The organism is Shimia sp. SK013 (assembly GCF_001292625.1).
Classification (GTDB): domain Bacteria; phylum Pseudomonadota; class Alphaproteobacteria; order Rhodobacterales; family Rhodobacteraceae; genus Shimia.
Genome location: NZ_LAJH01000016.1, coordinates 23,708 through 45,259 on the forward strand (window position 1 = coordinate 23,708; position 21,552 = coordinate 45,259).

The 21,552-nt window shown below is 57.5% G+C and carries 19 protein-coding genes and 1 tRNA gene; 17 read left to right on the plus strand and 3 right to left on the minus strand.

The window, feature by feature from the left end; translation table 11 throughout:
- Window positions 1-198: 198 nt before the first annotated feature.
- A complete protein-coding gene (locus SHIM_RS14725; RefSeq protein ID WP_054003442.1) occupies window positions 199-1,068 on the minus strand; it encodes a LysR family transcriptional regulator in 870 nt (289 codons plus the stop codon).
- 116 nt (window positions 1,069-1,184) lie between these two features.
- On the opposite strand from SHIM_RS14725, the gene SHIM_RS14730 reads away from it, so the two are divergent.
- From SHIM_RS14730 to SHIM_RS14810, 17 genes are all read left to right on the plus strand, one after another.
- Window positions 1,185-2,636, plus strand: coding sequence for an aldehyde dehydrogenase family protein (locus tag SHIM_RS14730; protein ID WP_054003443.1), 1,452 nt, complete (start codon window positions 1,185-1,187; stop codon window positions 2,634-2,636).
- Window positions 2,636-3,613: a membrane dipeptidase gene (locus tag SHIM_RS14735; RefSeq protein ID WP_054003444.1), complete on the plus strand. Its 978-nt coding sequence runs from the start codon at window positions 2,636-2,638 to the stop codon at window positions 3,611-3,613. Before SHIM_RS14730 ends, SHIM_RS14735 begins: the two co-directional genes overlap by 1 nt.
- A complete protein-coding gene (locus SHIM_RS14740) occupies window positions 3,610-5,295 on the plus strand; it encodes a hypothetical protein (protein WP_054003445.1) in 1,686 nt (561 codons plus the stop codon). Before SHIM_RS14735 ends, SHIM_RS14740 begins: the two co-directional genes overlap by 4 nt.
- On the plus strand, window positions 5,292-5,918 hold the full coding sequence (locus SHIM_RS14745; RefSeq protein WP_054003446.1) for a DUF3726 domain-containing protein: 627 nt from the start codon (window positions 5,292-5,294) through the stop codon (window positions 5,916-5,918). The genes SHIM_RS14740 and SHIM_RS14745 overlap by 4 nt, the downstream gene beginning before the upstream one ends.
- A gap of 12 nt (window positions 5,919-5,930) precedes the next feature.
- Window positions 5,931-6,941, plus strand: a complete 1,011-nt coding sequence (locus SHIM_RS14750) for an Ldh family oxidoreductase (RefSeq protein ID WP_054003447.1) — start codon at window positions 5,931-5,933, stop codon at window positions 6,939-6,941.
- 60 nt (window positions 6,942-7,001) lie between these two features.
- Entirely contained in the window at window positions 7,002-8,837 is a 1,836-nt protein-coding gene (locus tag SHIM_RS14755) for a BCCT family transporter (RefSeq protein WP_054003448.1), read from the plus strand.
- Window positions 8,838-9,121: 284 nt separating this feature from the next.
- Window positions 9,122-9,922 carry a transporter substrate-binding domain-containing protein gene (locus tag SHIM_RS14760; RefSeq protein WP_054003519.1) on the plus strand — a complete coding sequence of 267 codons (801 nt, stop codon included), beginning with the start codon at window positions 9,122-9,124 and terminating at the stop codon, window positions 9,920-9,922.
- Between the two features lie 59 nt (window positions 9,923-9,981).
- A complete protein-coding gene (locus tag SHIM_RS14765) occupies window positions 9,982-10,644 on the plus strand; it encodes an amino acid ABC transporter permease (protein ID WP_054003520.1) in 663 nt (220 codons plus the stop codon).
- Window positions 10,645-10,655: 11 nt separating this feature from the next.
- Complete coding sequence (locus SHIM_RS14770) at window positions 10,656-11,318, plus strand: amino acid ABC transporter permease (protein WP_054003449.1); 663 nt, start codon at window positions 10,656-10,658, stop codon at window positions 11,316-11,318.
- Entirely contained in the window at window positions 11,315-12,037 is a 723-nt protein-coding gene (locus SHIM_RS14775) for an amino acid ABC transporter ATP-binding protein (protein WP_054003521.1), read from the plus strand. Before SHIM_RS14770 ends, SHIM_RS14775 begins: the two co-directional genes overlap by 4 nt.
- Window positions 12,038-12,073: 36 nt before the next feature.
- A complete protein-coding gene (locus tag SHIM_RS14780) occupies window positions 12,074-13,033 on the plus strand; it encodes a dihydrodipicolinate synthase family protein (RefSeq protein ID WP_054003450.1) in 960 nt (319 codons plus the stop codon).
- Complete coding sequence (locus SHIM_RS14785) at window positions 13,024-13,956, plus strand: 4-hydroxyproline epimerase (protein WP_054003451.1); 933 nt, start codon at window positions 13,024-13,026, stop codon at window positions 13,954-13,956. The genes SHIM_RS14780 and SHIM_RS14785 overlap by 10 nt, the downstream gene beginning before the upstream one ends.
- Window positions 13,953-15,212 (plus strand): NAD(P)/FAD-dependent oxidoreductase, encoded by a 1,260-nt coding sequence (locus SHIM_RS14790; protein WP_054003452.1) that lies wholly within the window; start codon window positions 13,953-13,955, stop codon window positions 15,210-15,212. Before SHIM_RS14785 ends, SHIM_RS14790 begins: the two co-directional genes overlap by 4 nt.
- Window positions 15,213-15,224: 12 nt before the next feature.
- Complete coding sequence (locus SHIM_RS14795; protein WP_054003453.1) at window positions 15,225-16,328, plus strand: cis-3-hydroxy-L-proline dehydratase; 1,104 nt, start codon at window positions 15,225-15,227, stop codon at window positions 16,326-16,328.
- Between the two features lie 9 nt (window positions 16,329-16,337).
- A complete protein-coding gene (locus SHIM_RS14800) occupies window positions 16,338-17,369 on the plus strand; it encodes a trans-3-hydroxy-L-proline dehydratase (protein ID WP_054003454.1) in 1,032 nt (343 codons plus the stop codon).
- A 107-nt stretch (window positions 17,370-17,476) separates the two neighbouring features.
- Window positions 17,477-18,157, plus strand: a complete 681-nt coding sequence (locus tag SHIM_RS14805; RefSeq protein WP_054003455.1) for a GntR family transcriptional regulator — start codon at window positions 17,477-17,479, stop codon at window positions 18,155-18,157.
- A gap of 78 nt (window positions 18,158-18,235) precedes the next feature.
- A complete protein-coding gene (locus tag SHIM_RS14810; protein WP_054003456.1) occupies window positions 18,236-19,744 on the plus strand; it encodes an aldehyde dehydrogenase (NADP(+)) in 1,509 nt (502 codons plus the stop codon).
- Between the two features lie 260 nt (window positions 19,745-20,004).
- Here SHIM_RS14810 and SHIM_RS14815 read toward each other — a convergent pair.
- Both SHIM_RS14815 and SHIM_RS14820 read right to left on the minus strand, forming a co-directional pair.
- Window positions 20,005-20,081 (minus strand) — tRNA-Arg (locus SHIM_RS14815).
- 59 nt (window positions 20,082-20,140) lie between these two features.
- Window positions 20,141-21,529: a sensor histidine kinase gene (locus tag SHIM_RS14820; protein ID WP_054003457.1), complete on the minus strand. Its 1,389-nt coding sequence runs from the start codon at window positions 21,527-21,529 to the stop codon at window positions 20,141-20,143.
- Between the last annotated feature and the right edge of the window lie 23 nt (window positions 21,530-21,552).

Here is a 21,552-nt window from a genome sequence, read left to right on the forward strand (position 1 = left end):
TTTGCCCACAGTCACCATTTTCGTGGACTGATCAAGTCATAATTCCTCTACTTGAAACCTGCCGATGACACGAACTATCGGCGCGAAACCGTTTTTTTTAGGATGGGTTCTGCTAGGTGACCAAATCCGCCCTCCGTTGTCTTTAATCTCACGGCAGGTTGCGTTTTAGGAAAGCTCACAGCGAGGCGTAAGCCTCCCTCAAGTCCAGTCAGACTGAAGCAACAAGTTAGCAAAATCTTGCAACACATTGGGAAACCGCGCCCGCTGACTAATAAGAAGGGACACCGTCCGCCTATCGTTCAAGCCATCGATGGCGCGAAAACTCAGCTTACCTGACAAATTTGACGCCACACTTTTCGGAAGGATAGTCACCCAGTTGTTGGTCTGCGCCATGGCGATAAGTGAGTGTGTGTTGTGGACCGTAAGTTTAGCGTCAGCCAGCGCGTATCTCACGGCCGCTAAGTCTATATGACCGCAAAGCTTGTTACTCATGAACGGGTGCTCGAAAACCTCTTGAAGAGTTGGCGGTTTTGTTCGGAGAGCCAACGGATGATCGGCGCCGCACAGCAGCCCGAATGAATCCTCAAAAAGAGTGATGCATTCAACATCGTTTAGCGACTGGTTGCCCGATGCAATTCCGATGTCCGCTTTGCCATTCAAAAGCGCCTCAGCAACCATGGCGCTGTCCATGTCTCTCAACTCAACTTTGAGATGGGGATGTAAATCCATGAGAGAAGCGATGGACCGGGGCAATGCGAGCCCCGCTGCGGAAGGGATTGACGCCACTTTGATCAAACCTTGCGGAGCTTTCGCCGCACTTTCGATTGAGGTCACCGTTTCGTCGAATTGGCGCAACTGAATCTGCGCTAGGCGAAAAACTTCCAACCCAAGCGGCGTGAGTTTGTTTTTACGTTCTGTCTCAAAAAGCCGAGCGCCAAGATGCGCCTCCAATTGCTTCAACGACATAGACAGCGCGGATGGCGTGCGTCCTAGCCTTCCGGCCGCTTCCGACAAATTTCCCAACTGAGCAACAGTGCTAAAGCATCTCAACGCATCAATTTTCATCATGACTTCAATTTTTCTGTAATTGAGTTAAGAAGTTTAAGTTTGACTGACATAAAGTAAGAAGTCCACGGTGTCTCATCAATCTGGGGTCTTTGCGGCCTTCACTAGGGGAACACAGTATGTCGGATATCAATCGCAATTTTGTCGCTGGCGAATGGATGAGTGGCGCGCAAGAAATCGAAAATCGCAATCCCTCCGACACCAGCGAACTCATTGGTCTTTATGCACAAGCCGATCACGACCAGCTGGACGCGACGCTCGAGCAAGCCCGCAAAGCACAGACCGAATGGGCGGCCTATGGCATGGAGCGCAAACAAGCAGTCCTGATGAACATCGGCAATGAGTTGATGCAACGCGCCGAAGAGCTCGGCCGCCTGCTCAGTCGCGAAGAAGGCAAGCCGCTCGCCGAAGGGCGCGGAGAAGTCTTCCGCGCTGGCCAGTTTTTCACCTACTACGCCGCCGAATGCTTGCGCCAATTGGGAGAGAACGCGGACAGCGTACGCGACGGGGTCGAAATCGATGTGCGGCGGGAACCCGTTGGCGTGGTCGCGGTTATTTCCCCATGGAACTTCCCGACGGCGACAGCGTCTTGGAAAATCGCCCCGGCACTTTGCTATGGAAACGCGGTGGTCTGGAAACCAGCCAACATTACACCAGCGTCTGCCGTTGCGCTCACCGAAATCATTTCAAGACAAGACATTCCAAAGGGGCTTTTTTCGCTGGTGATGGGCGCAGGTGGCACCATCGGTCAACGCCTCGTCGAACACCCGTCTATCGACGCTATTTCCTTCACCGGATCCGTGCCGGTCGGCAAGGGCATTGCCGCGGCTGCCATTCAAAACCTGACCAAAGTTCAAATGGAAATGGGCTCCAAGAACGCGCTGGCGGTCATGGAAGACGGCGATCTGGATCTTGCGGTTTCTGTTGCGCTTGGCGGGGCATTTGGTGGCACTGGCCAAAAATGCACAGCGTCTTCCCGTTTGATCGTTCACGCAGCGGTTCACGACGCTTTCGTGGAAAAACTAGTGGCTGGCGCCCAGGCTATGAAAGTCGGTCATGCCCTGCACGATGGCACGCAAATGGGCCCCGTTGTCAGCGAACGACAGCTCAAGGAAAACCTCGACTACGTCGCATTGGGCCAATCTGAAGGGGCGGAACTCGCCTGCGGAGGTGTACGTTTGGACATGCCTCAGGACGGCTTTTACATGTCCCCGGGCATCTTTCTGAACACTTCAAACGACATGCGCATCAACCGCGAGGAAATGTTTGCGCCATTGGCGTCTGTGATCAAAGTCGACAGCTACGATCAAGCGATTGCGACCGTTAATGATACCAACTTCGGTCTTACCTCGGGCATTGTTACCCGCGATCTCGCGCGAGCAACGCACTTCCGGCGCAATGCGCGCACCGGCGTCGTGACCGTCAACCTTCCGACCGCAGGCACCGACTATCACGTGCCCTTTGGTGGACGTGGCGACAGTTCTTATGGCCCCCGCGAACAGGGCAAGTCCGCAGCCGAGTTCTACACAACCGTAAAAACCGCCTACATCAGCGCCGGAGTGCCCACCTGATGCGCATTGACGGTCTACAATACGCCAATTGGTCCGAAAAAATATTTCGCCAACTGCGTGAGGGCGGCGTCGATGCAATCCACGTGACGATTGCTTACCACGAGACATTTCGCGAAACGGTTTTGAACTTTGAGCGTTGGAACCGCTGGTTTGAGCTGCACAGCGATCTGATCATGAAAGGCGCAACCGCGCAGGACATTGACACTGCGCGGGCGACAGGCCGCACGGCAGTTTTCTTTGGATTTCAGAACCCCAGCCCGATGGAAGACGACATCGGCTTGATTGAGATCCTGCACACTTTGGGCGCGCGGTTCATGCAGCTGACCTACAACAACCAATCCCTGCTCGCGACGGGATGTTATGAAGACGACGACACCGGCATCACCCGCATGGGCAAGCAAGTCATCAAAGAGATGAACCGCGTCGGTGTGGTGATTGATATGAGCCATTCTGCAGACCGCTCCACGATTGAAGCCGCAGACTTGTCCGAGCGCCCCATTGCCATCACCCATGCCAACCCGTTTGAGTGGTCCCCGGCCCTGCGCAACAAAAAAGACGACGTGATCCGGGCCGTCACCCAAAACGGCGGTATGCTGGGTTTTTCGCTTTATCCTCATCATCTCAAGCATAAATCCGACTGTTCCCTTCAGAGCTTCTGCGAAATGATCGCCCGCGCGGCTGATGCCTACGGCGTTGCGCATTTGGGAATTGGCTCGGATTTGTGCCAGGATCAGCCGGACAGCATCGTTGAATGGATGCGTACTGGCCGCTGGAGCAAGGAAATTGATTTTGGCGAAGGTTCAGCCGCAGCACCTGGCTTCCCTGCAATGCCGAACTGGTTTGAAGACAACAGAGACTTCGGCAACATCGAAACCGGCCTGCGAGACGTTGGCATGAGCGCCGACGACGTCGCGGCAATCATGGGCGGCAACTGGTACCGTTTCTTTGATGACAACTTCGGCCCTCGACCGTCATGACATCCAGCCAGCCACATATCACAAGACGCCCGCCGTCACAGGTCATGCGGCTGGAACGCCTTGGCTCTCTGCATCAATGCCGCCTAAGTTTCATGCGGATCTTGATGCGCCGCTTGGCGGAGGACAACTGGCGTTTCTCCCGCCCGGTCTTTGATATTGACGATACCGGCGTGGGCTCGGCCGTTTACACAGCCACTGGTCCGGACCGCAGCTATTCGCTGGTGGCTTTTGCCCATGATCTGCCCGACGCGTTGCGGTCTGATCGGGTGATCGCCGAAGCCTGGGATGCGACATTTGCTTTATTTGACGGGGTTCCCTCGCCTGACGACATTGCCCGCCTGAAACAGAATGTCCCACGCCAAGAAGCCGGCCGTATCACCGGAAGTGAACTGTCCTTGTCCCGGGCAAACCGGTCTGTGCGCCTCTGGGACCATGTTGTGTCGGCTTTGGCCGCCGGACAGCAACCTGACCAATCCACAATCGAACAAGTCGGCTACTTAATGCGCACGACCGCCGTGTACGGATCCGGAAAATTTGGCGCGGCTGACCGTGAAACGATTTCTGATCGCGCGGAACTGCACCCTCCGTTCCAACTAGAGATGTTGTCGGTCTACCTGACGCGAACCTTTGTGCGCGATCTGATTGAACATGCCGCGGCGGCAAAAGGGGGCGCCAAAGCCGCAAAATTGGACGCATCCATTGCGCGCGGCTTGGGAATAGGAAATTCCACCGGCTTGGGCATGGCACCTTTTGTGGTCAATCATCCGGTGCTGTTTAACAACTGGATCATGGCGCGCGAAGAAGCTATCTCCCGCGCCCGCTCGGTGATGACGGCCAGCCACGAAGCGGTGCAAATCTTCTCTGATCGCCTCAAGCGCAGCGTCCTGTCAGTTTCCAAATGGACCTCAGAACATCCGATCCAGATACGAAAGATTGACGCACTACGCGACGACCTGCGACGCCTCAATAAGCATTTTGAACAAATAGATTTTGCAAACGCGTATCCTTGGAATCAAATGATGATCTGGGCGGAGGCCAATCTCAGCGCCGAAGGCCAAGAGCTTTTGGCGTCCCTCATATTGGAACCCTATCCGGAATTGGTAGATGGCCTCGCAGATTGCATGGCTGATGACGGCGCCGAGGTTTCCAGCATCAACGGCGCCATGCCGATTGGCGACATGCGAAATCTCCTTGAGGCAAGCTTTGGTTGGGCAGCTGACCTTGACTGGCAGGATCCGAAAAACTGCGCGCGGGCTTGGTATGTGTCCGAGGAGAAGCTGGAACCACGTCTGGGCGAACGGTTCGAAGAACCGATTGCAGAATATGAGCAACCTTTGGCTCCGGCACGCGATGCCGCTCTCGCCATATCGGACCTCCAAGGCTGGGCCACGACGGACACAGTCGCTGACTTTCTGTTACGCCATCCAGAGCATCGCCACACCGTACGCCGCGCCCAACTCAGCCGTATCGCGCCTTACGGCGAAATTCGGGACAACACGATCTCTCACGATGTGCTGCCGATCGACATGCTGCGCGCCAAACTGTCGTTTTTTGGCGCCACCCACTTTGACCCACGCTCAGACCGTTGGGTTCGCATCTGCATGTTTGCGGGCGCCCCCTATCCCGAAGAGCTTTCGACGCAAAACGCGGACGACTGGGTGTATCCAGAGGTGGCGCTATGAACCTGTCTTTAAACGAGATCGAGGCCACTGCAAAAAAAGCCGCCCGCGGGGCTGGCCACACTTGGGGCATTGCCGAAGAAGCTGCCAAGGCGACGCGTTGGCTTTGCAGCCGTGGTATAGATGGATGTGGCAACCTTGCGCGGCTCCTCACCGCTGACGACGTTGAAACCGGAAGCTCTCTGACCCTTGAAACCGACACCTTGCGATCAAAGGACGGATCGCTATGCCCCCTGATCGCCGGCGCCTGCATCGCTGATCGGGCGGAGGTCTTTGGATCGGATGGCTGGCACCTTCAGAACGTAGTTAGCCCGATCCTGCTGGTCCCGTTCGCAGCGCAAATTGCGACACGGGCGGGACAGTCGGTTGCTTTATCTGCATCGAATTTCTCAGCCGTGACCGACGGCAAGACCCTAACACTTAGCGGTGTATGGAAAGAGCACGCAAACCGTATCACTCTCCAAACGACAAACGAAACTGGTGAGACCTCAAAAGTTTGCACACGCGCCAATCCTGACAAACGCGATTGGGAAACGCTGCAATCGCTGGCGCACCGAACATACGCACCCGCAACCGAAGCGTCGCGCCTCAAAGGCGCCGGAGCGGGGATGACTGACAATGATTAAGTCGAGGAAATCATGATAGAAACCAAAACACTTAGCCTTTCGGAAATCGAAGACCTAAGCCTGCGCGCCCTTGTGGCCGCGGGTACGTCTGTAGAAAATGCGCGGCCTTTGGCGGTGGCAACTGCTGCGACAGAGGCCGACGGAATTTCCAGCCACGGCCTCGCCTACATCCCCATTTATTGTGAGCACGTTCAATGTGGCAAAGTCGATGGACAGGCTACGCCACGCCTGCAGACCACCGCCCCATCTGTGATAACGGTCGACGCCGCCACCGGATTTGCCCACCCCGCCATTGGCACAGGGTTTGAGGCGTTGATCCCGCTGGCGCGCAGCCAGGGTATCGCGGCGCTCGCGATCAAAAACAGCTACAATTGCGGCGTTCTCGGGTACCACACCCAACAACTCGCCAAGGCGGGCCTGCTTGGTCTCGGATTCACCAACGCACCTGCGTCAATCGCGCCTTCCGGAGGCTCTAAACCCGTGGTCGGAACCAACCCGTTCTCGGTTGCAGCCCCGGGCGAAGGCGGTGAACCCGCCATTTTGATTGATCAGAGCGCCAGCACCATCGCCAAAAGCGAGGTCATGAAGCACGCCCGCGAAGGCAAGCCCATTCCTGTTGGATGGGCGTTGGACAGCGAAGGACAGCCAACAACTGATCCCGCTGTAGGGCTCAAAGGCTCCATGGCGCCGTCCGGCGGATACAAAGGTGTGGGAACGGCCCTGTTGGTTGAACTCATGGCAGTGGCCCTCACCGGGGCAACCTTGGGCATCGATGCCTCGCCGTTTTCAGGAACCGCAGGGGGTCCGCCACGCACAGGGCAATTCTTTATCGCAATAGATCCAAAGGCCACATCGGGCGGCGGATTTGCCGCTTTGGTGTCCCGGCTTGCGGACACAATTCACGCGCAAGAAGGCGCAAGACTTCCCGGCGATGGTCGCAACAGAAACCGCATTCAGGCCCGCATAGACGGGGTGGCGGTGAATGTGACCACGCTGGAAAAAATCCACAACATCATCGGCTGACCTCGTGGGGAGAGGACGCAGGAACAAGCCGCTGGAATTTGACATACAGGGAGGAAACGCATGTCAATTAAACCACCGTTCACAGAGGTCGAGGTCAAAAGAGCCGCGTCCGGATTTTACGAAGGGCACAGCGTGGAAATCGCGCTGTTTTCCAAGGCAATTCTCGTCGGACTGGTGCTTTGGGCACTTGTATGGCCGGCAAATGCTAACGGCGTTCTTGGCAGCCTGAACTGGCAACTGCTGGAAAACTTCAACACGTTCTACATCATCATTGTTGGCATCTTTGCCTTCTTTCTCGTGGTGCTCGCTGTCCTGCCCCAAACCGGAAAGCGCATTATGGGGCGACCCGGCGAAGGCACCGAGTTCTCCAACTTTTCATGGTTCTCCATGATGTTCGGTGCGGGTCTTGGCGTCGGCCTTATGGTGTTTGCCACGGCTGAACCGCTCGGACTTTGGGGGTCAAACCCTGTTGTGGTGGCCGGCGACGTAGCTGGCAACTCCGAAGAGGCGCTGCAGTCGGCATACCGCTACACATTTGCCCACTACGGCTTTCATGCCTGGGCGATCTATGTGGTGACGGGATTGTCTCTCGCCTATTATGCCTACACGCGCGGCATGCCACTCACAATCCGCTCGGCTCTTACCCCGCTGTTTGGCTCGCTCATGAATGGCGCCTTGGGTCATGTGGTCGACGTGTTGGGTGTGGTGGCCACGATCCTTGGCGTCTCGGTGACGATCGGTTTTGGTGTGTCACAGTTCATTGACGGTATGTATGCAATCACCGGCATGACATGGATGATGGATATGAGTGGCGACGCACCTGCGCCCGGCACTGTCGGCTTGATTGCCGGTCTTTTTGTCATCATGGCTTTGTCCATTGTGTCTGCCGTCTCCGGCGTTGGCAGAGGGGTGAAATATCTATCGAACCTCAATCTGGTAATGTCGCTGATCTTGTTGTTCACCTTTGTGGTCTTTGGCTCTTTCATGTTTGCCATGACCACCTATGCGACGGCTTTGGTCGACTATCTGCTGCATTTTGTGTCGCTGAGTTTCGGCGCATTTGGCCCTCAATCCGCAGACGGGTTTGCAGCGGCTCTTCCAAGCGAAGCGGCTCCGTTTGCCGATGCGCTCCGCGGTGGTGCAACCAATGCTTGGGGCTCGTTTGATGGCTTCAAGTCCGGGCTTGAAGGGGACGCGGCGGCGTTGTCTGACGGCGTGCTACAAGCCGCCTACGCCGCTGGCGAACCCGGGCGTCAATTTGGATGGCAAGCCGGATGGACCACTTTCTATTGGGCTTGGTGGATCGCCTTTTCACCGTTTGTTGGCTTGTTCCTTGCCCGCATCTCGCGCGGTCGCACAGTACGTGAGTTCATCGTTGGCTGCATGTTTGCGCCGGCTCTCGTCTGCTTTGCCTGGATGACCATTTTGGGCGGCACTGCGATTGATCTGGAACTCACCGGTGGCGCAGAAGGGGCCATCATCGGGGCCTCCAATACAGCCAAACTGTTTGTCACCTTGGGTGAAATGCTGTCTGGCGGATTGCTGACTGCGATCACCGTGATGTGTGTGGTGCTCATCATGACCTTCTTGGTGACTTCTGCGGATTCCGGAATTCTGGTCATGAATACGATCATGTCCGGCGGCGATCAGGAAGTCGGCAACAAACACAAAGTGGTTTGGGGTGTCATCCTGACAGCTGTCATCGGAACCCTGCTCATCGCAGGCAAAACCAATGGCGGCGCCGACCCAATGGAAGCCCTCAAAAGCGCCATGATCATTGGCGCTCTACCCTTCACAATGGTGATGGGGTTGATGTGCATCTCATTGGCCAAGGCGCTGTTTCGCGATGGTCAACGGGACCGGCTCCAAAACACCCAGCCAGCTGCTGGTGAATAAATGATTCTACGTCGAACGGAGCACATTGCTTCGTTCGGCGACTTTGCACTGCTGCCGTTCATCGATCGTGTCCGCTAAATCGAGAAGAAAAGTGCGATTCGGCGCTACGCCATAGCCACACGGCCACCAACTATCGAAGCCCGCCGTCTCTTGCGCTTCACCGATAATGAAAAATCCCCTTGTCTTTAAACACAAATATCCCTGCCATCGGCTCTTTCAATTTACTTATGGATTTTGGATACAATATCCCATAGAGAATGAATCACTCAAACTGGGAGAGAAAAATGTTGAAGAGATTTGCCGTCATCGCGGCGCTTATGAGCGTGTCCGCCACCACCGGTATCGCGGACACTTTGGATGACGTCGTCAATCGCGGCACCCTGCGTTGCGGCGTTGTTCTGGACTTTCCGCCGATTGGCTATCGGGACGCCAACAATGAGCCCGCCGGCTTTGATGTAGAGTATTGCAACGATCTGGCCGCAGCACTGGAGGTTGAAGCCGAAGTGTTGCCCGTGACTTGGGCCGAACGCCTGCCGGTGATTGTAACTGGTCGCGCAGATGTAGTGTTTGGCGCTACATCCGACAGCCTGGCCCGCGCTCGTACGGTTGGGTTCACCATTCCTTACGCGATCTATTATGCGCAAGGCGTCGTGAATGCGGACAGCGGCATCACATCCTTTGACGACATCCGCGGCAAACGCGTCGCAGCCGCCATCGGCACTGTGCCCGAACAGGAATGGCTCAAGATCGCCGCCGAATGGGGCGAAGAAAACCTATACCAAGGCTATCAGTCGGAAAACGAAGTCTTCCTTGCTGTGGCGCAGGGTAAGGCCGACATCGGCATCACCACCAACACCGCCGTTCTGCCGATCACCCAACAATATGACAGCGTTCTGGCCGGCCCTCGCATGCCGTGGACCACGGATTACACCTCGGTTGTGGGCAAGCGCCAGGACGTAACGTGGCTGAACTATCTCAACCTGTTTGTCACCCATCAGGTGCGCTCGGGTCGTTACGACGCGCTTTGGGGCAAATACGTGGGCGGTGACGCGCCAGAATTGCGCATTCCCGGCGTGATGTACTGACGCAACCACTCACGACGACCTCCGCCGAACATGGGCGGCGGGGGTCATGAGGTCTTATGATGTTTGACTACAATTTCCACTGGCGGCCAGTGATGAAAAGCCTGCCGGATCTGCTTGAAGCGGCGCTTTTGACGCTTCAGGTGGCGGTTCTGGCGATGGCGCTTGGCATCGTCATCGGTTTGGCGTTGGCCCTCATCCGCCTGCACATGCGCGGCCCGCTTCTTTGGCTCGCCAGCAGTTGGGTAGAGTTGGCCCGCAACACGCCCGCCTTGTTCCAGCTCTTTTTCTTTGGCTTCGGTCTGGGCGCCTTTGGTTTGCACCTGTCGCCTTATATGATTGTGCTGGTTGGGTTGACGTTCAACTGCGCCGGTTATCTGGCGGAAAACTTTCGCGGCGGCTTTCAGGCAGTGCCAGATACGCAGCTGCGCGCCTCACGCTCCTTGGGCATGACGGCATGGCAGGCTTATACCCGTATCGTGATCCCGCAGGTGCTGCGCATTGTCTATCACCCGATCACCAACCAGATGGTCTGGGCAGTTCTGATGTCCTCGCTTGGCATGTTGGTCGGCTTTCGCGAACTCTCCGGCGAGACCCAGTTCTTTGCCTCCCGCACCTTCCGTATCTTTGAATACTTCGCCGTCACCGCAGTGATCTACTACGTGATCGTCAAACTCATCCTGTTGGGGTCGCGCCTTTTGGCGACGCGCCTCTTCCGCTACTAAGGAGCCCGCTTATGGAACCCACCGTCAGCTTCTTCAGCGGATTTACTCCAAACGATCTGCTCTTTCTCGGCGAGGCTGCGTTGCGCACGCTGTGGATTTCGGTCTTGTCGATCAGCATCGGCACAGTGCTGGGTGTGGCCTTTGGCTGGATCCTGTTCGAAGGCAAATGGGCGGCCGCTCTGACCATCGCACCTGTGTTGGACATCTTTCGGTCTGTGCCGCTGATCATCCAGTTGGTGCTGTTTTATAATTTTGCGCCCATCATTGGCCTCAACTTTGGGCCATTCGCCTCAGGCGTGGTGATCCTGACGGTCTACACGGCCGCACTGGTGGCGAATGTCGCCCGTGGCGGGATCGAGGCGGTAGACACCCCGATGCGCCGCGCGGCCCGCAGCCTAGGCATGAGTTACTGGCAAGACCTGCGCCATGTCGTGTTGCCCATCGGTGGACGCGCAGTGTTTCCGGCATGGGTCGGCGTGGCGCTTGGCGTGATGAAAGACAGCGCTCTGGTGTCCGTACTTGGCTATGTCGAACTGCTCAAGGCGAGCCAAATCCTAATGACCCGCACACAAGAGCCTTTCCTGATCCTGTCTATCGCGGGCGCCTTCTACTTCGCGCTCAGCTATCCAATTTCGCGCTATGCCGCGTTTCTTGAAAAAAGGTGGATCCAGTGATCCAGATCCGAGATCTCCACAAATACTTTGGCAAACTGCACGTTCTTAAAGGCATCGACCTTGATGTGGACAAGGGCGAGGTGCTGTCTGTGATCGGCGCGTCCGGGTCCGGCAAATCGACGCTGCTGTATTGCATCAACGGGCTTGAACCCATTCAGCAAGGCGCGGTTGAGGTCGACGGCACCGACGTGCACGCCAAGAGCACCGACATCAACAAGCTGCGTCAGAAACTGGGCATGGTCTTTCAACAATGGAACAGCTTCCCGCATTTGACCGCGCTGGAAAACGTGGCGCTGGCACCTAAATTGGTCAAAGGCAAGACCAAGGCTGAGGCGCGTGAGATTGCGGCAAAGCAATTGGCACATGTCGGGTTGGGTGAGAAAGTAGACGTCTATCCTTCGGCTTTGTCCGGTGGACAACAGCAGCGCCTTGCCATTGCCCGCGCTTTGGCGATGGAGCCTGAATACATGCTGTTTGACGAGGCAACTTCGGCGCTCGACCCCGAACTGGTCGGCGAAGTGCTGGAGACCATGCGCATGCTGGCCGAGGAAGGCATGACCATGATCTGCGTCACCCATGAAATGGGCTTTGCCCGCGATGTCAGCGACCGCGTGGCCTACTTCCATCAGGGCGTGATGGAAGAGATCGGCCCGCCCGCGCAAATCTTTGGCGATGCGCAATCCGAACACACACAGAAATTTCTGGCCAACGTGCGCTAAACGCGCGGCCATTTGAACACGAAGAAGGACCTCCCAATGTCGAAGAACGTTTTCACCGGCACCATGCCGGCGCTGATGACCCCGTGCAAAGCCGACCGCACACCGGATTATGACGCCCTCGTGCGCAAAGGGCACGAGATGATCGCGGCGGGCATGTCGGCGGTGGTTTATTGCGGTTCGATGGGCGATTGGCCCCTGTTGACGGACGCAGAGCGCATGACCGGCGTCAAACGTCTGGTCGACGCTGGTGTACCGGTTGTCGTGGGCACTGGCGCAATCAACTCGAAATCCGCCGTCGCGCACGCGGCGCACGCACAGAAAGTTGGCGCAGTCGGGTTGATGGTCATCCCGCGTGTGTTGTCGCGCGGTGCGTCTGCTGCAGCACAGGAAAACCACTTCAAAGCGATCCTGACCGCCGCACCTGACGTGCCTGCGATCATCTACAACAGCCCCGTCTACGGGTTCGCGACCAAGGCCGATTTGTTTTTTGCCTTGCGCGCCGCGCATCCCAACTTGATCGGATTCAAGGAATTTGGCGGCAAAGATGACCTGCGGTATGCCGCCGAACACATCACCAGCCGCGACGATCAGGTCACGTTGATGGTTGGCGTAGACACCGAAGTTTACCACGGGTTCGTAAACTGTGGCGCGACAGGGTCGATCACCGGCATCGGTACGGCTTTGCCCAAAGAGGCGTTGTTGCTGGCGGCGCTGTCGCAGAAGGCTGCAGACGGCAACGCCGAGGCGCGGGTGCGGGCGCTGGAACTGGAAGAGGCCTTTGGCGTGTTGGCCAGCTTTGATGAAGGCACGGATCTGGTGCTTTATTACAAGCACCTTCTGGTGCTGAACGGCGAAGAAGAATACCGGCTGCATTTTGTCGAAACTGACGCTTTGTCAGATGCCCAGCGCCGCTATTGCGAGGCTCATTACACGCAGTTCCGCGCGTGGTTTGCGGACTGGAGCGCGCAAGGCGGGATCATCGCGCAATGCATGTGATCGACAGCCATACCGGCGGGATGCCCACACGGGTGATCCTGTCGGGAGGCCCCGATCTCGGGGACGGGCCAATTACCGATCGCGCGCGGCGACTGGCACAGGATCACCCCGAATTCTGCCGCAGCGTTCTGGCTCAACCTCGAGGTCAAGACGGTATGGTCGGCGCGTTGTTGGTGACGCCTGCGGACAAAACCTGTGCATACGGTGTGATCTTTTTTGACGCCCAGGCCGTGTTGGGCATGTGCGGGCATGGGACCATTGGAATGGCGGTGACCATGGCATCGCTGGACCGCCTAAACACAGGCGAGCACAAAATCGAAACGCCAGTCGGCGTGGTGAGAATTACCTTACATGACGCAAACACAGTCACGGTGACAAATGTCGAAAGTCGCCGTGTCGCGCAGGGAAAGCGCGTTGAGGTGGAAGGCCTGGGTACAATCACCGGTGACGTGGCCTTTGGCGGCAACTGGTTCTTCATTGTCGAGCCGTCTCCGATCACGGTCTGTGCCGACAATATCCGTGATTTGACAGATGTGGCTGTTGCTGTGCGGTCGGCCGCACTGGCCGCTGGATTGGGTGGAGAAAACGGTGAACCGATTGATCACGTGATATTTCAAGATCCGGGCGACACCGCCGACGTCCACAGTTGCAACTTTGTGCTATGTCCCGACGACACGTATGATCGCTCTCCTTGCGGCACCGGCAGCTCGGCGCGGCTCGCCTGTTTGGCAGCCGACAAACGGCTGGCTCCAAAAACCGAAATCATCCAGAAAAGTGTGATCGGCAGCCCCTACAAGTTATCGTATGAAAACGGCGCCAAAGGCGGCGTTATCCCCCACATCACAGGGTCTGCATTTGTGATGGCCGACAGCACGTTGGTGTTTTCTGAAAAGGATTCATTCTCCCAAGGCTGCACCCCATGAAAAACACCCCCCGCTCGAAATCTTATGATGCCACAGTCATTGGCGCAGGCATCATAGGGGTCAGCGCGGCGCTGGCTTTACAAGGTCGGGGACTGTCTGTGTGTCTAATGGACCGCCAAGGCGTGGCCGCAGGCGCAAGTCAGGGCAACGCCGGTGCATTTGCGTTTAGCGACATTGAACCGCTGGCAACGCCCGGAATCCTGCGAAAAGCCCCTCGCTGGCTTTTTGATCCCCTTGGCCCGCTGTCCATTCCGCCGACCTATGCGCCAAGGATCACGCCTTGGATGTTGCGCTTTTGGCGAGCAAGCTGGCAGGACCGATACGCCGCTGCTGTCACGGCGCAAATTGCACTGATGACACTTTCGCGCGCGGCACTGGAACGGCAAATATCGGATGTAGGGGGCGCACCTTTCCTGCAACATGAAGGACAGCTGCAACTTTACGAAGGCACCGCGCAGTTTGCCGCAAGCCAAGCAGGTTGGGCCCTGCGGCGCGCGCACGGAATTGCCTTTGAACTTCTGGAAAGCCCCGAGGCGATCGCCGACATCCAACCAGGTTTGGCACATCAATTTACCCACGCAGTGTTTACGCCGGATTGGTTAAACACAGTCAATCCTCTGTCATGGGCCCAGCATTTGGCCCGCACTTTCGTCAATCGAGGCGGGACAATCGAAACTCAAAATGTCGTTGACCTGCAACACGACGCGGGCACCGTCACCCTTCAGACCGAAGCAGGAACCGTGTCATCACGCAAAGCCGTAATCGCAGCAGGCGCTTGGTCCCATCAATTGACAAGACAACTGGGCGACCGCCTCCCGCTTGAAACCGAACGGGGCTACAACACCACATTGCCGGCTGGCGCATTTGATTTACGCACACACCTGACGTTTGGTCGGCATGGCTTTGTGGTCACCAAAATCGACGGCGATGTGCGGGTCGGTGGCGCAGTCGAGTTGGGCGGCTTGCACCGAAAACCGGATTTCCGCCGCGCCAAATTCCTGTTGGACAAAGCCGCGCAATTCCTACCGGATCTGGACACATCAAACGGCACCCAATGGATGGGGTTTCGCCCTTCTATGCCGGACAGCTTGCCCGTCATCGGGCCGTCCTCGGCGACGCCAAATGTCATCTATGCCTTCGGCCACGGCCACCTTGGGCTGACCCAATCTGCTGCAACAGCGGAACTTGTCGCGGACCTTGCTACGCGACACACTCCTGCAATTGACCTGCGCGCCTATGCGCCCAGCCGTTTCTGAAAAGGACATCTTATGAAAATCACTGGTTTGAACGTCTTTCAAGTTGACCTGCCGCTAAAGGAGGGCCGCTATTCTTGGTCCAACGGCAATTTCATTGACGTGTTTGACAGCACGGTTCTGGAAATCGAAACTGACGCCGGGTTGACGGGTTATGCAGAATGTTGCCCCCTTGGGTCAGCCTATTTGCCGTCTTTTGCACGTGGCGTCCGCGCGGGTATCGAAGAACTCGCGCCGCATCTGATCGGGCAGGATCCGCTGAATATCAACGGTATCAATCGTATCATGGATGCCGCGCTTCGGGGTCACCCTTATGCCAAAGCGCCAGTCGATATCGCGTGCTGGGACCTTTTGGGAAAATCCACCGGCCTGCCGCTCTATACGCTGCTTGGCGGCGCCGCTCAGGACGACGTGGCGCTGTACCGCGCCATCAGTCAGGAAGACCCCGACATTATGGCCCGCAAGATCGAAGGATACGCCGCCGAAGGCTACACCAAGTTCCAGCTCAAGGTGGGCGGAGACGCAGATGAGGACATTGCCCGCATTCGCGCCACCCGCGCGGTTCTGAAACCGTCTGACCTTCTCGTGGCCGACGCCAACACCGGCTGGACCCGCCACGAGGCCGCCCGCGTTGTTTCAGCGGTGGCCGATCTGGACGTCTACATTGAACAGCCCTGCCCGAGTTACGAGGAAAGCATGTCTATCCGGCGACGCACCGGCCTTCCCTTTGTGATGGACGAAGTCATCGACACACCGGCCACTTTGGTGCGCGGCATCGCCGAGGATGCGATGGACGTCATTAACCTCAAAATCTCCAAGGTCGGCGGGCTGACCAAGGCGCGATTGATGCGGGATATTTGCATTTCACATGGCATTCCCATGACCATCGAGGACACGTGGGGCGGCGACATCACCACCGCCACCATCGCACATCTCGCCTGCTCCACGCCCGCAGAGTTCACCTTCTCGGCGACCGACTTCAATTCCTATGGCACCGTTGACATTGCCGAGGGCGCACCAAAACGTGTCAATGGTCGGATGGCCGCCGCAGACCGTCCCGGTTTGGGCATCACTCCGATCTATGACGCCTTGGGCACACCCGTCGCCCGCTATTCCTGAGAGTCCGAAATGCGCAGCAGCAAGACCATTCACGTAATTTCTGCCCACGCCGAAGGCGAAGTCGGCGATGTGATTGTCGGAGGCGTAACCCCGCCGCCCGGCGACACAGTGTGGCAACAGCGCAGTTTCATCGCGCATGACGATACCCTGCGCCGTTTTATGCTGAATGAGCCACGCGGCGGTGTGTTTCGACATGTGAACTTGCTTGTGCCACCCAAACACCCCGACGCTAACGCCGCTTTTATCATCATGGAACCTGAAGACACGCCGCCGATGTCTGGGTCCAACTCTATCTGCGTCGCGACCGTGTTGCTGGACGGGGGCATTTTGCCCATGCAAGAACCCGAAACCCACCTGACGCTTGAGGCACCGGGAGGGTTGGTCCGAGTGCGCGCCGAGTGCAAAAACGGCAAGGCCGAAAGGATTTTTGTGCAAAACCTGCCAAGCTTCGTCGACAAGCTGGACGCGTCCCTTGATGTTGAAGGCGTGGGTACGATCAAAGTTGACACGGCTTATGGCGGCGACAGTTTTGTCGTTGTGGATGCCGCGTCACTCGGGTTTGACATCACCGAAAGCGAAGCCCGCGACATTGCCCGGCTTGGCGTGCAGATCACCAACGCAGCAAACGATCAACTTGGCTTTCACCATCCGGAAAACCCTGATTGGAACCACATTTCCTTTTGTGCTTTCTGCGGCCCATTGGAGGCGACCCCAACTGGCTGGAAAGGCCAATCCGCAGTGGCCATTCAGCCGGGCAAAGTGGACCGCTCACCAACCGGCACGGCGGTGTCCGCCCGTATGGCTCTGATGGCCGCACGGGGGCAAATGCACGAAGGCCAAACCTTTGAGGCGCGCTCCATCATCGGCTCCACCTTCACAGGCCGTATTCTGGGTCACACCCAAGTGGGCAACACGCCCGCAATTCTCCCCGAGATCAGCGGACGCGGCTGGATCACCGGTACGCACCAGCACATGTTAGACCCCAGCGATCCGTGGCCAACCGGCTATCGGCTCAGCGACACCTGGGGCGCGGGAGTATGAGGCAAACAATTTCGCAACCGAATGTAAGTATGACCCTTTGGCGGCGCACTGGACGACTTGCCTTCGGACATGTATCCAAAAGCCAAACTCGACAAAGGACCGTCCCCTTGGTTGGAAAACGCGCCGTAAAAAAACAGAGCCTGCCGGAAGTGATTGCCAGTGACCTGCGTGAGCGGATCTTGAGCGGTGACATGGCCGAAGGCGAGCTGATCCGCCAAGAGGCCTTGGCCGAAGAATACGACGTGTCCCGCATGCCGATCCGCGAGGCGCTCAAACGTCTCAGCGCCGAAGGGTTGGTGCATTGGTCAAACAATCGCAGCGGCACCGTTATGAAACACTCTCTCGAAGAAATTGGCGAGATGTTTGATTTGCGGATCCTGATCGAAGTCGACTTGTTCCGTCGCGCAATTCCGCTGATGGCGTCTACAGATTTTGCCGCCTGCGAAGACATTCTGACGCGCATGGAAACCTCCTATGACGAAGACGACGTCGGCAAATGGGGGGCGCTCAATCACAGCTATCACTCAGCGCTTTATGCGGCAGCACATCGCGGCCTAACCCGCGAACTTCTGGACCGGATCGGCATCCAGACAGACCGATATGTGCGGATGCACCTCAGCGTCATGAAACAGCGCGAGCCCGCCAAAGAGGAACACCGTGGCCTTTTGGAGTGCGCGCGGTCCGGAAAGATTGACCAGGGATGCGCCTTGCTCGCAAACCACATTGGCCGCACCAAAGACCAACTGCTGGCGCTTGTTGCAGCCAATCGCGCCGCCGAAAACGGCTAACCTCGCCTGCACCGGAAACTTCATTGTATCCGCCAGAAATGGATACAAAATCCAAACCCCTCATAGAAAGCCTCTCCGATGACATTTGCCCCTCGTGGAAACCATCTAATTGCCGGCCAATGGCGCGACAGCGCGGCCAAATTCTCCTCTTCTCCTGCGCACGGTCCCGCCCATAAGTTTTCCGTTGGGTCGGTGGCAGACGTTGATGCGGCCGTTTCTGCAGCCGAAGACGCTTTCTGGAGCTACGGATACAGCAGCAGCGAAAGCCGCGCCTCATTTCTGGACGCAATAGCCGACGAAATAGAGGCCCGCGCCGAAGCCATCACCGAAATAGGCTGTCAGGAAAGCGGACTGCCAAAAGCGCGCCTTGACGGGGAACGTGGCCGGACCACAGGGCAACTTCGGCTTTTCGCACAGCACATTCGCAAAGGCGGCCATCTTGACCTGCGACACGACGTTGCATTGCCGGATCGCGCGCCCCTGCCGCGCCCAGATCTAAAGCTTGTGCAACGCCCAATTGGCCCAGTCGCGGTCTTTGGCGCATCCAACTTTCCCTTGGCGTTTTCCACAGCCGGTGGCGACACGGCGGCGGCTTTGGCGGCAGGCTGTCCGGTTGTCGTTAAAGGCCACGAAGCCCACCCTGGCACCGGCGAAATCATCGCCGAGGCCATTCACGCCGCGACCACCAAATGCGATCTGCATCCCGGCGTGTTCAATCTCGTTCAGGGCAATACGCGTGACGTAGGCGCAGCACTGGTGCAACACCCGCTGATCCGAGCGGTTGGGTTTACCGGATCTCTCAAAGGTGGCCGTGCGTTGTTTGACCTATGTGCACGACGTCCGGAACCAATCCCCTTCTTTGGCGAATTGGGCTCGGTCAACCCGATGTTTGTGCTCGACGCAGCTCTTAGAGCACGTGGCGATGACATTGCCCGAGGCTGGGCAGCGTCGCTAACTATGGGCGCCGGTCAATTCTGCACCAATCCAGGCATCACTTTCGTGTCCGAAGGCCCAATGGCTGATGACTTTTCCAGTGCCGCAGCACACGCCCTTGGCGAGAGCGGGCCGCAGACCATGCTGACCGACGGGATTGCTAACGCATACCACTCCGGACAAAAAACACTCGCAGACACCGAAGGTTTGGACGTGCTTGTGACCTCAGAAAGCGCCCCGCGCACGGCCACTCCGGCGCTTTACCGCACCACAGCTCAGACCTTTTTGTCCAACCCCTCTCTGTCTGAGGAGGTTTTTGGGCCGCTTGGAATTCTGGTCACCGTCGCCACAGACGCTGAGCGTCTCCAAATCGCAATCCAATTGGAGGGGCAACTCACCTGCACCTTGCAGATGGACGAGGCAGACACCGACACGGCGCGCGGCCTCATGCCAATTCTGGAACGCAAAGCCGGTCGCGTTTTGGTGAACGGTTTCCCCACTGGCGTGGAAGTGGCCGACAGCATGGTGCACGGCGGGCCTTATCCCGCTTCGACCAATTTCGGCGCCACCTCGGTGGGCACCCTGTCCATTCGCCGTTTCCTGCGACCCGTATGTTTTCAAAACGTGCCACCAAGCCTTTTGCCTCGCCAATAAAAGACTATCACGGGGGTCGCCAGCCATGCTGGCCGCCCCTTCCGCCAAACGGGCGCACAAAAGACCATCCCATTCACGCTGCCCCGCGGTGTGAATGGGCACCAAAGGCCCGCTGATCATCAACAGAGGTTCAGCTCCCTCAAGACACGACGACTGAAGTAGAAAACACCCTCTTTGACAAAGGTGAACGGCGCGACACGGTCTACGCCTTCTAGCAATGGCTAAAAGCTGAAGCGATACCAATGAGTTAGCTGAAGTAATGGCGCTCTGGGGAGGATTCGAACCCCCGACCCCCTGATTCGTAGTCAGGTACTCTATCCAGCTGAGCTACCAGAGCGCGGTGAGGGGGATTTAGAGCCTACACCGGACAAGCGCAAGGGCAAAACGAAAGAAAAATCAGATTGCCGCCACATCGCCTTTGGGCAAGCAGATTTCAAAGCAGGTTCCCGCCGGTCCAGTCTCTTTCAGCATCAAATTCCCACCGTGGCCGCGCACCAGTTCCGCCGAAATCGCCAGACCGAGTCCAGAGCCGCCTTTACGCGTTCCGCCCTGAAACGGTGTGAACAGATGTTCTTGTGCCTTAGGTGGCAGGCCCGGACCCGTGTCTCGCACTTCGATGAACCAAGCGTCATCATCCTCGCGCGCAGCAACCGCGATCTCCGCCGCCTGCCCCGATGCGACAATCGCCTGCCGTGCATTGCGCACAAGATTGGAAATCACCCGAAACAGCTGCTCGGAGTCCGCCCGAACCGCAAGTCCGGCGGGAATGTCTTCAGCAAAGCTCAGATCGAACTCCGCTACCGCCAGCCGCTCGCTGTCCACAACATCGCTCACCAGATCTGCCAACATCACCTGCGACAGCTTGGGCGGCGGCTCTTCGGCTTTGCCAAAGGCCAGCGTGCTTTCACACAGGTTCACCGCCCGCGTGATTGATCCCACCAATTTCGGCGCAAGACGGCTCACCAACGGATCTTCGCTGGTTTCAATACGATCCGTAAACAACTGCGCCGAGGTCAGGATATTGCGCAAATCATGGCTCACCTTGGCCACCGCACCGCCCAGCTGCGCCAACCGCTCTTTTTGTTTGAGCGAGGCGGTTAACTCGGTCTGCAAGGTCTGCAAGGCCTCCTCGGCTTCCCGCAATTCGCGCACGCCAGCCGTTGGCTGAATGATCCGTCGCGCATCCTCCGGCGCGGCCGCATAGCTTTGCATATAGCCGACGACGCCTTTGATCGGCTTCACCAGAATGGCCCGCACAGCGATGAACAGCAAAAACGCGGTAAAGGCGGAAATCACCGCCGACAGCACCAGAACACGCACGCCGTAATCCACCATCGCCATGCGCAACCCTTTGGTGCCCATCGTCACCTCGATCAGCAATCCGGCCTCCAGAACAGGCGCACCAATCACACGGATCACCCTGTCCTCGCGGTCTAAAAGCTGCATCATGGCATCGCGAATCAACATACCCGCAGTTGGGTCGCGCATGTCATAAGTCGCTGCAATCGGGTTGGGGATCGGGCTCGACAACATCAACTGCCGCACCTCGTTGCGGCGCAATACGACGTTATAGACCTCGGCATTGCGCAACAGTTCCTCTTCGAGGTCCATGTCGATCATGTCATCCGCCAGCAACGCCAGCGACGCGATTTGGGCCCGCTCCAGACGACTCAACAGATAATCCTGACGGAACCGCGCAATCGACGGCACAAAGATCAACACTTCCGCCAGCATCACGAAGACGATGGTCAGGATCAGGAAACGACCTGAAAGTGTGTTGAGCATCTGTGCCCGCCCTTTACATTTCG

Bases quoted from the DNA above. Each gene is read 5' to 3' on its own strand.
- SHIM_RS14730 (WP_054003443.1), top strand. From the start codon at position 1,185: ATGTCGGATATCAATCGCAATTTTGTCGCTGGCGAATGGATGAGTGGC.
- SHIM_RS14750 (WP_054003447.1), top strand. From the start codon at position 5,931: ATGATAGAAACCAAAACACTTAGCCTTTCGGAAATCGAAGACCTAAGC.
- SHIM_RS14745 (WP_054003446.1), top strand. From the start codon at position 5,292: ATGAACCTGTCTTTAAACGAGATCGAGGCCACTGCAAAAAAAGCCGCC.
- SHIM_RS14790 (WP_054003452.1), top strand. From the start codon at position 13,953: ATGAAAAACACCCCCCGCTCGAAATCTTATGATGCCACAGTCATTGGC.
- SHIM_RS14740 (WP_054003445.1), top strand. From the start codon at position 3,610: ATGACATCCAGCCAGCCACATATCACAAGACGCCCGCCGTCACAGGTC.
- SHIM_RS14780 (WP_054003450.1), top strand. From the start codon at position 12,074: ATGTCGAAGAACGTTTTCACCGGCACCATGCCGGCGCTGATGACCCCG.
- SHIM_RS14785 (WP_054003451.1), top strand. From the start codon at position 13,024: ATGCATGTGATCGACAGCCATACCGGCGGGATGCCCACACGGGTGATC.
- SHIM_RS14725 (WP_054003442.1), bottom strand. From the start codon at position 1,068: ATGATGAAAATTGATGCGTTGAGATGCTTTAGCACTGTTGCTCAGTTG.
- SHIM_RS14770 (WP_054003449.1), top strand. From the start codon at position 10,656: ATGGAACCCACCGTCAGCTTCTTCAGCGGATTTACTCCAAACGATCTG.
- SHIM_RS14820 (WP_054003457.1), bottom strand. From the start codon at position 21,529: ATGCTCAACACACTTTCAGGTCGTTTCCTGATCCTGACCATCGTCTTC.
- SHIM_RS14765 (WP_054003520.1), top strand. From the start codon at position 9,982: ATGTTTGACTACAATTTCCACTGGCGGCCAGTGATGAAAAGCCTGCCG.
- SHIM_RS14810 (WP_054003456.1), top strand. From the start codon at position 18,236: ATGACATTTGCCCCTCGTGGAAACCATCTAATTGCCGGCCAATGGCGC.
- SHIM_RS14800 (WP_054003454.1), top strand. From the start codon at position 16,338: ATGCGCAGCAGCAAGACCATTCACGTAATTTCTGCCCACGCCGAAGGC.
- SHIM_RS14760 (WP_054003519.1), top strand. From the start codon at position 9,122: ATGTTGAAGAGATTTGCCGTCATCGCGGCGCTTATGAGCGTGTCCGCC.
- SHIM_RS14755 (WP_054003448.1), top strand. From the start codon at position 7,002: ATGTCAATTAAACCACCGTTCACAGAGGTCGAGGTCAAAAGAGCCGCG.
- SHIM_RS14795 (WP_054003453.1), top strand. From the start codon at position 15,225: ATGAAAATCACTGGTTTGAACGTCTTTCAAGTTGACCTGCCGCTAAAG.
- SHIM_RS14735 (WP_054003444.1), top strand. From the start codon at position 2,636: ATGCGCATTGACGGTCTACAATACGCCAATTGGTCCGAAAAAATATTT.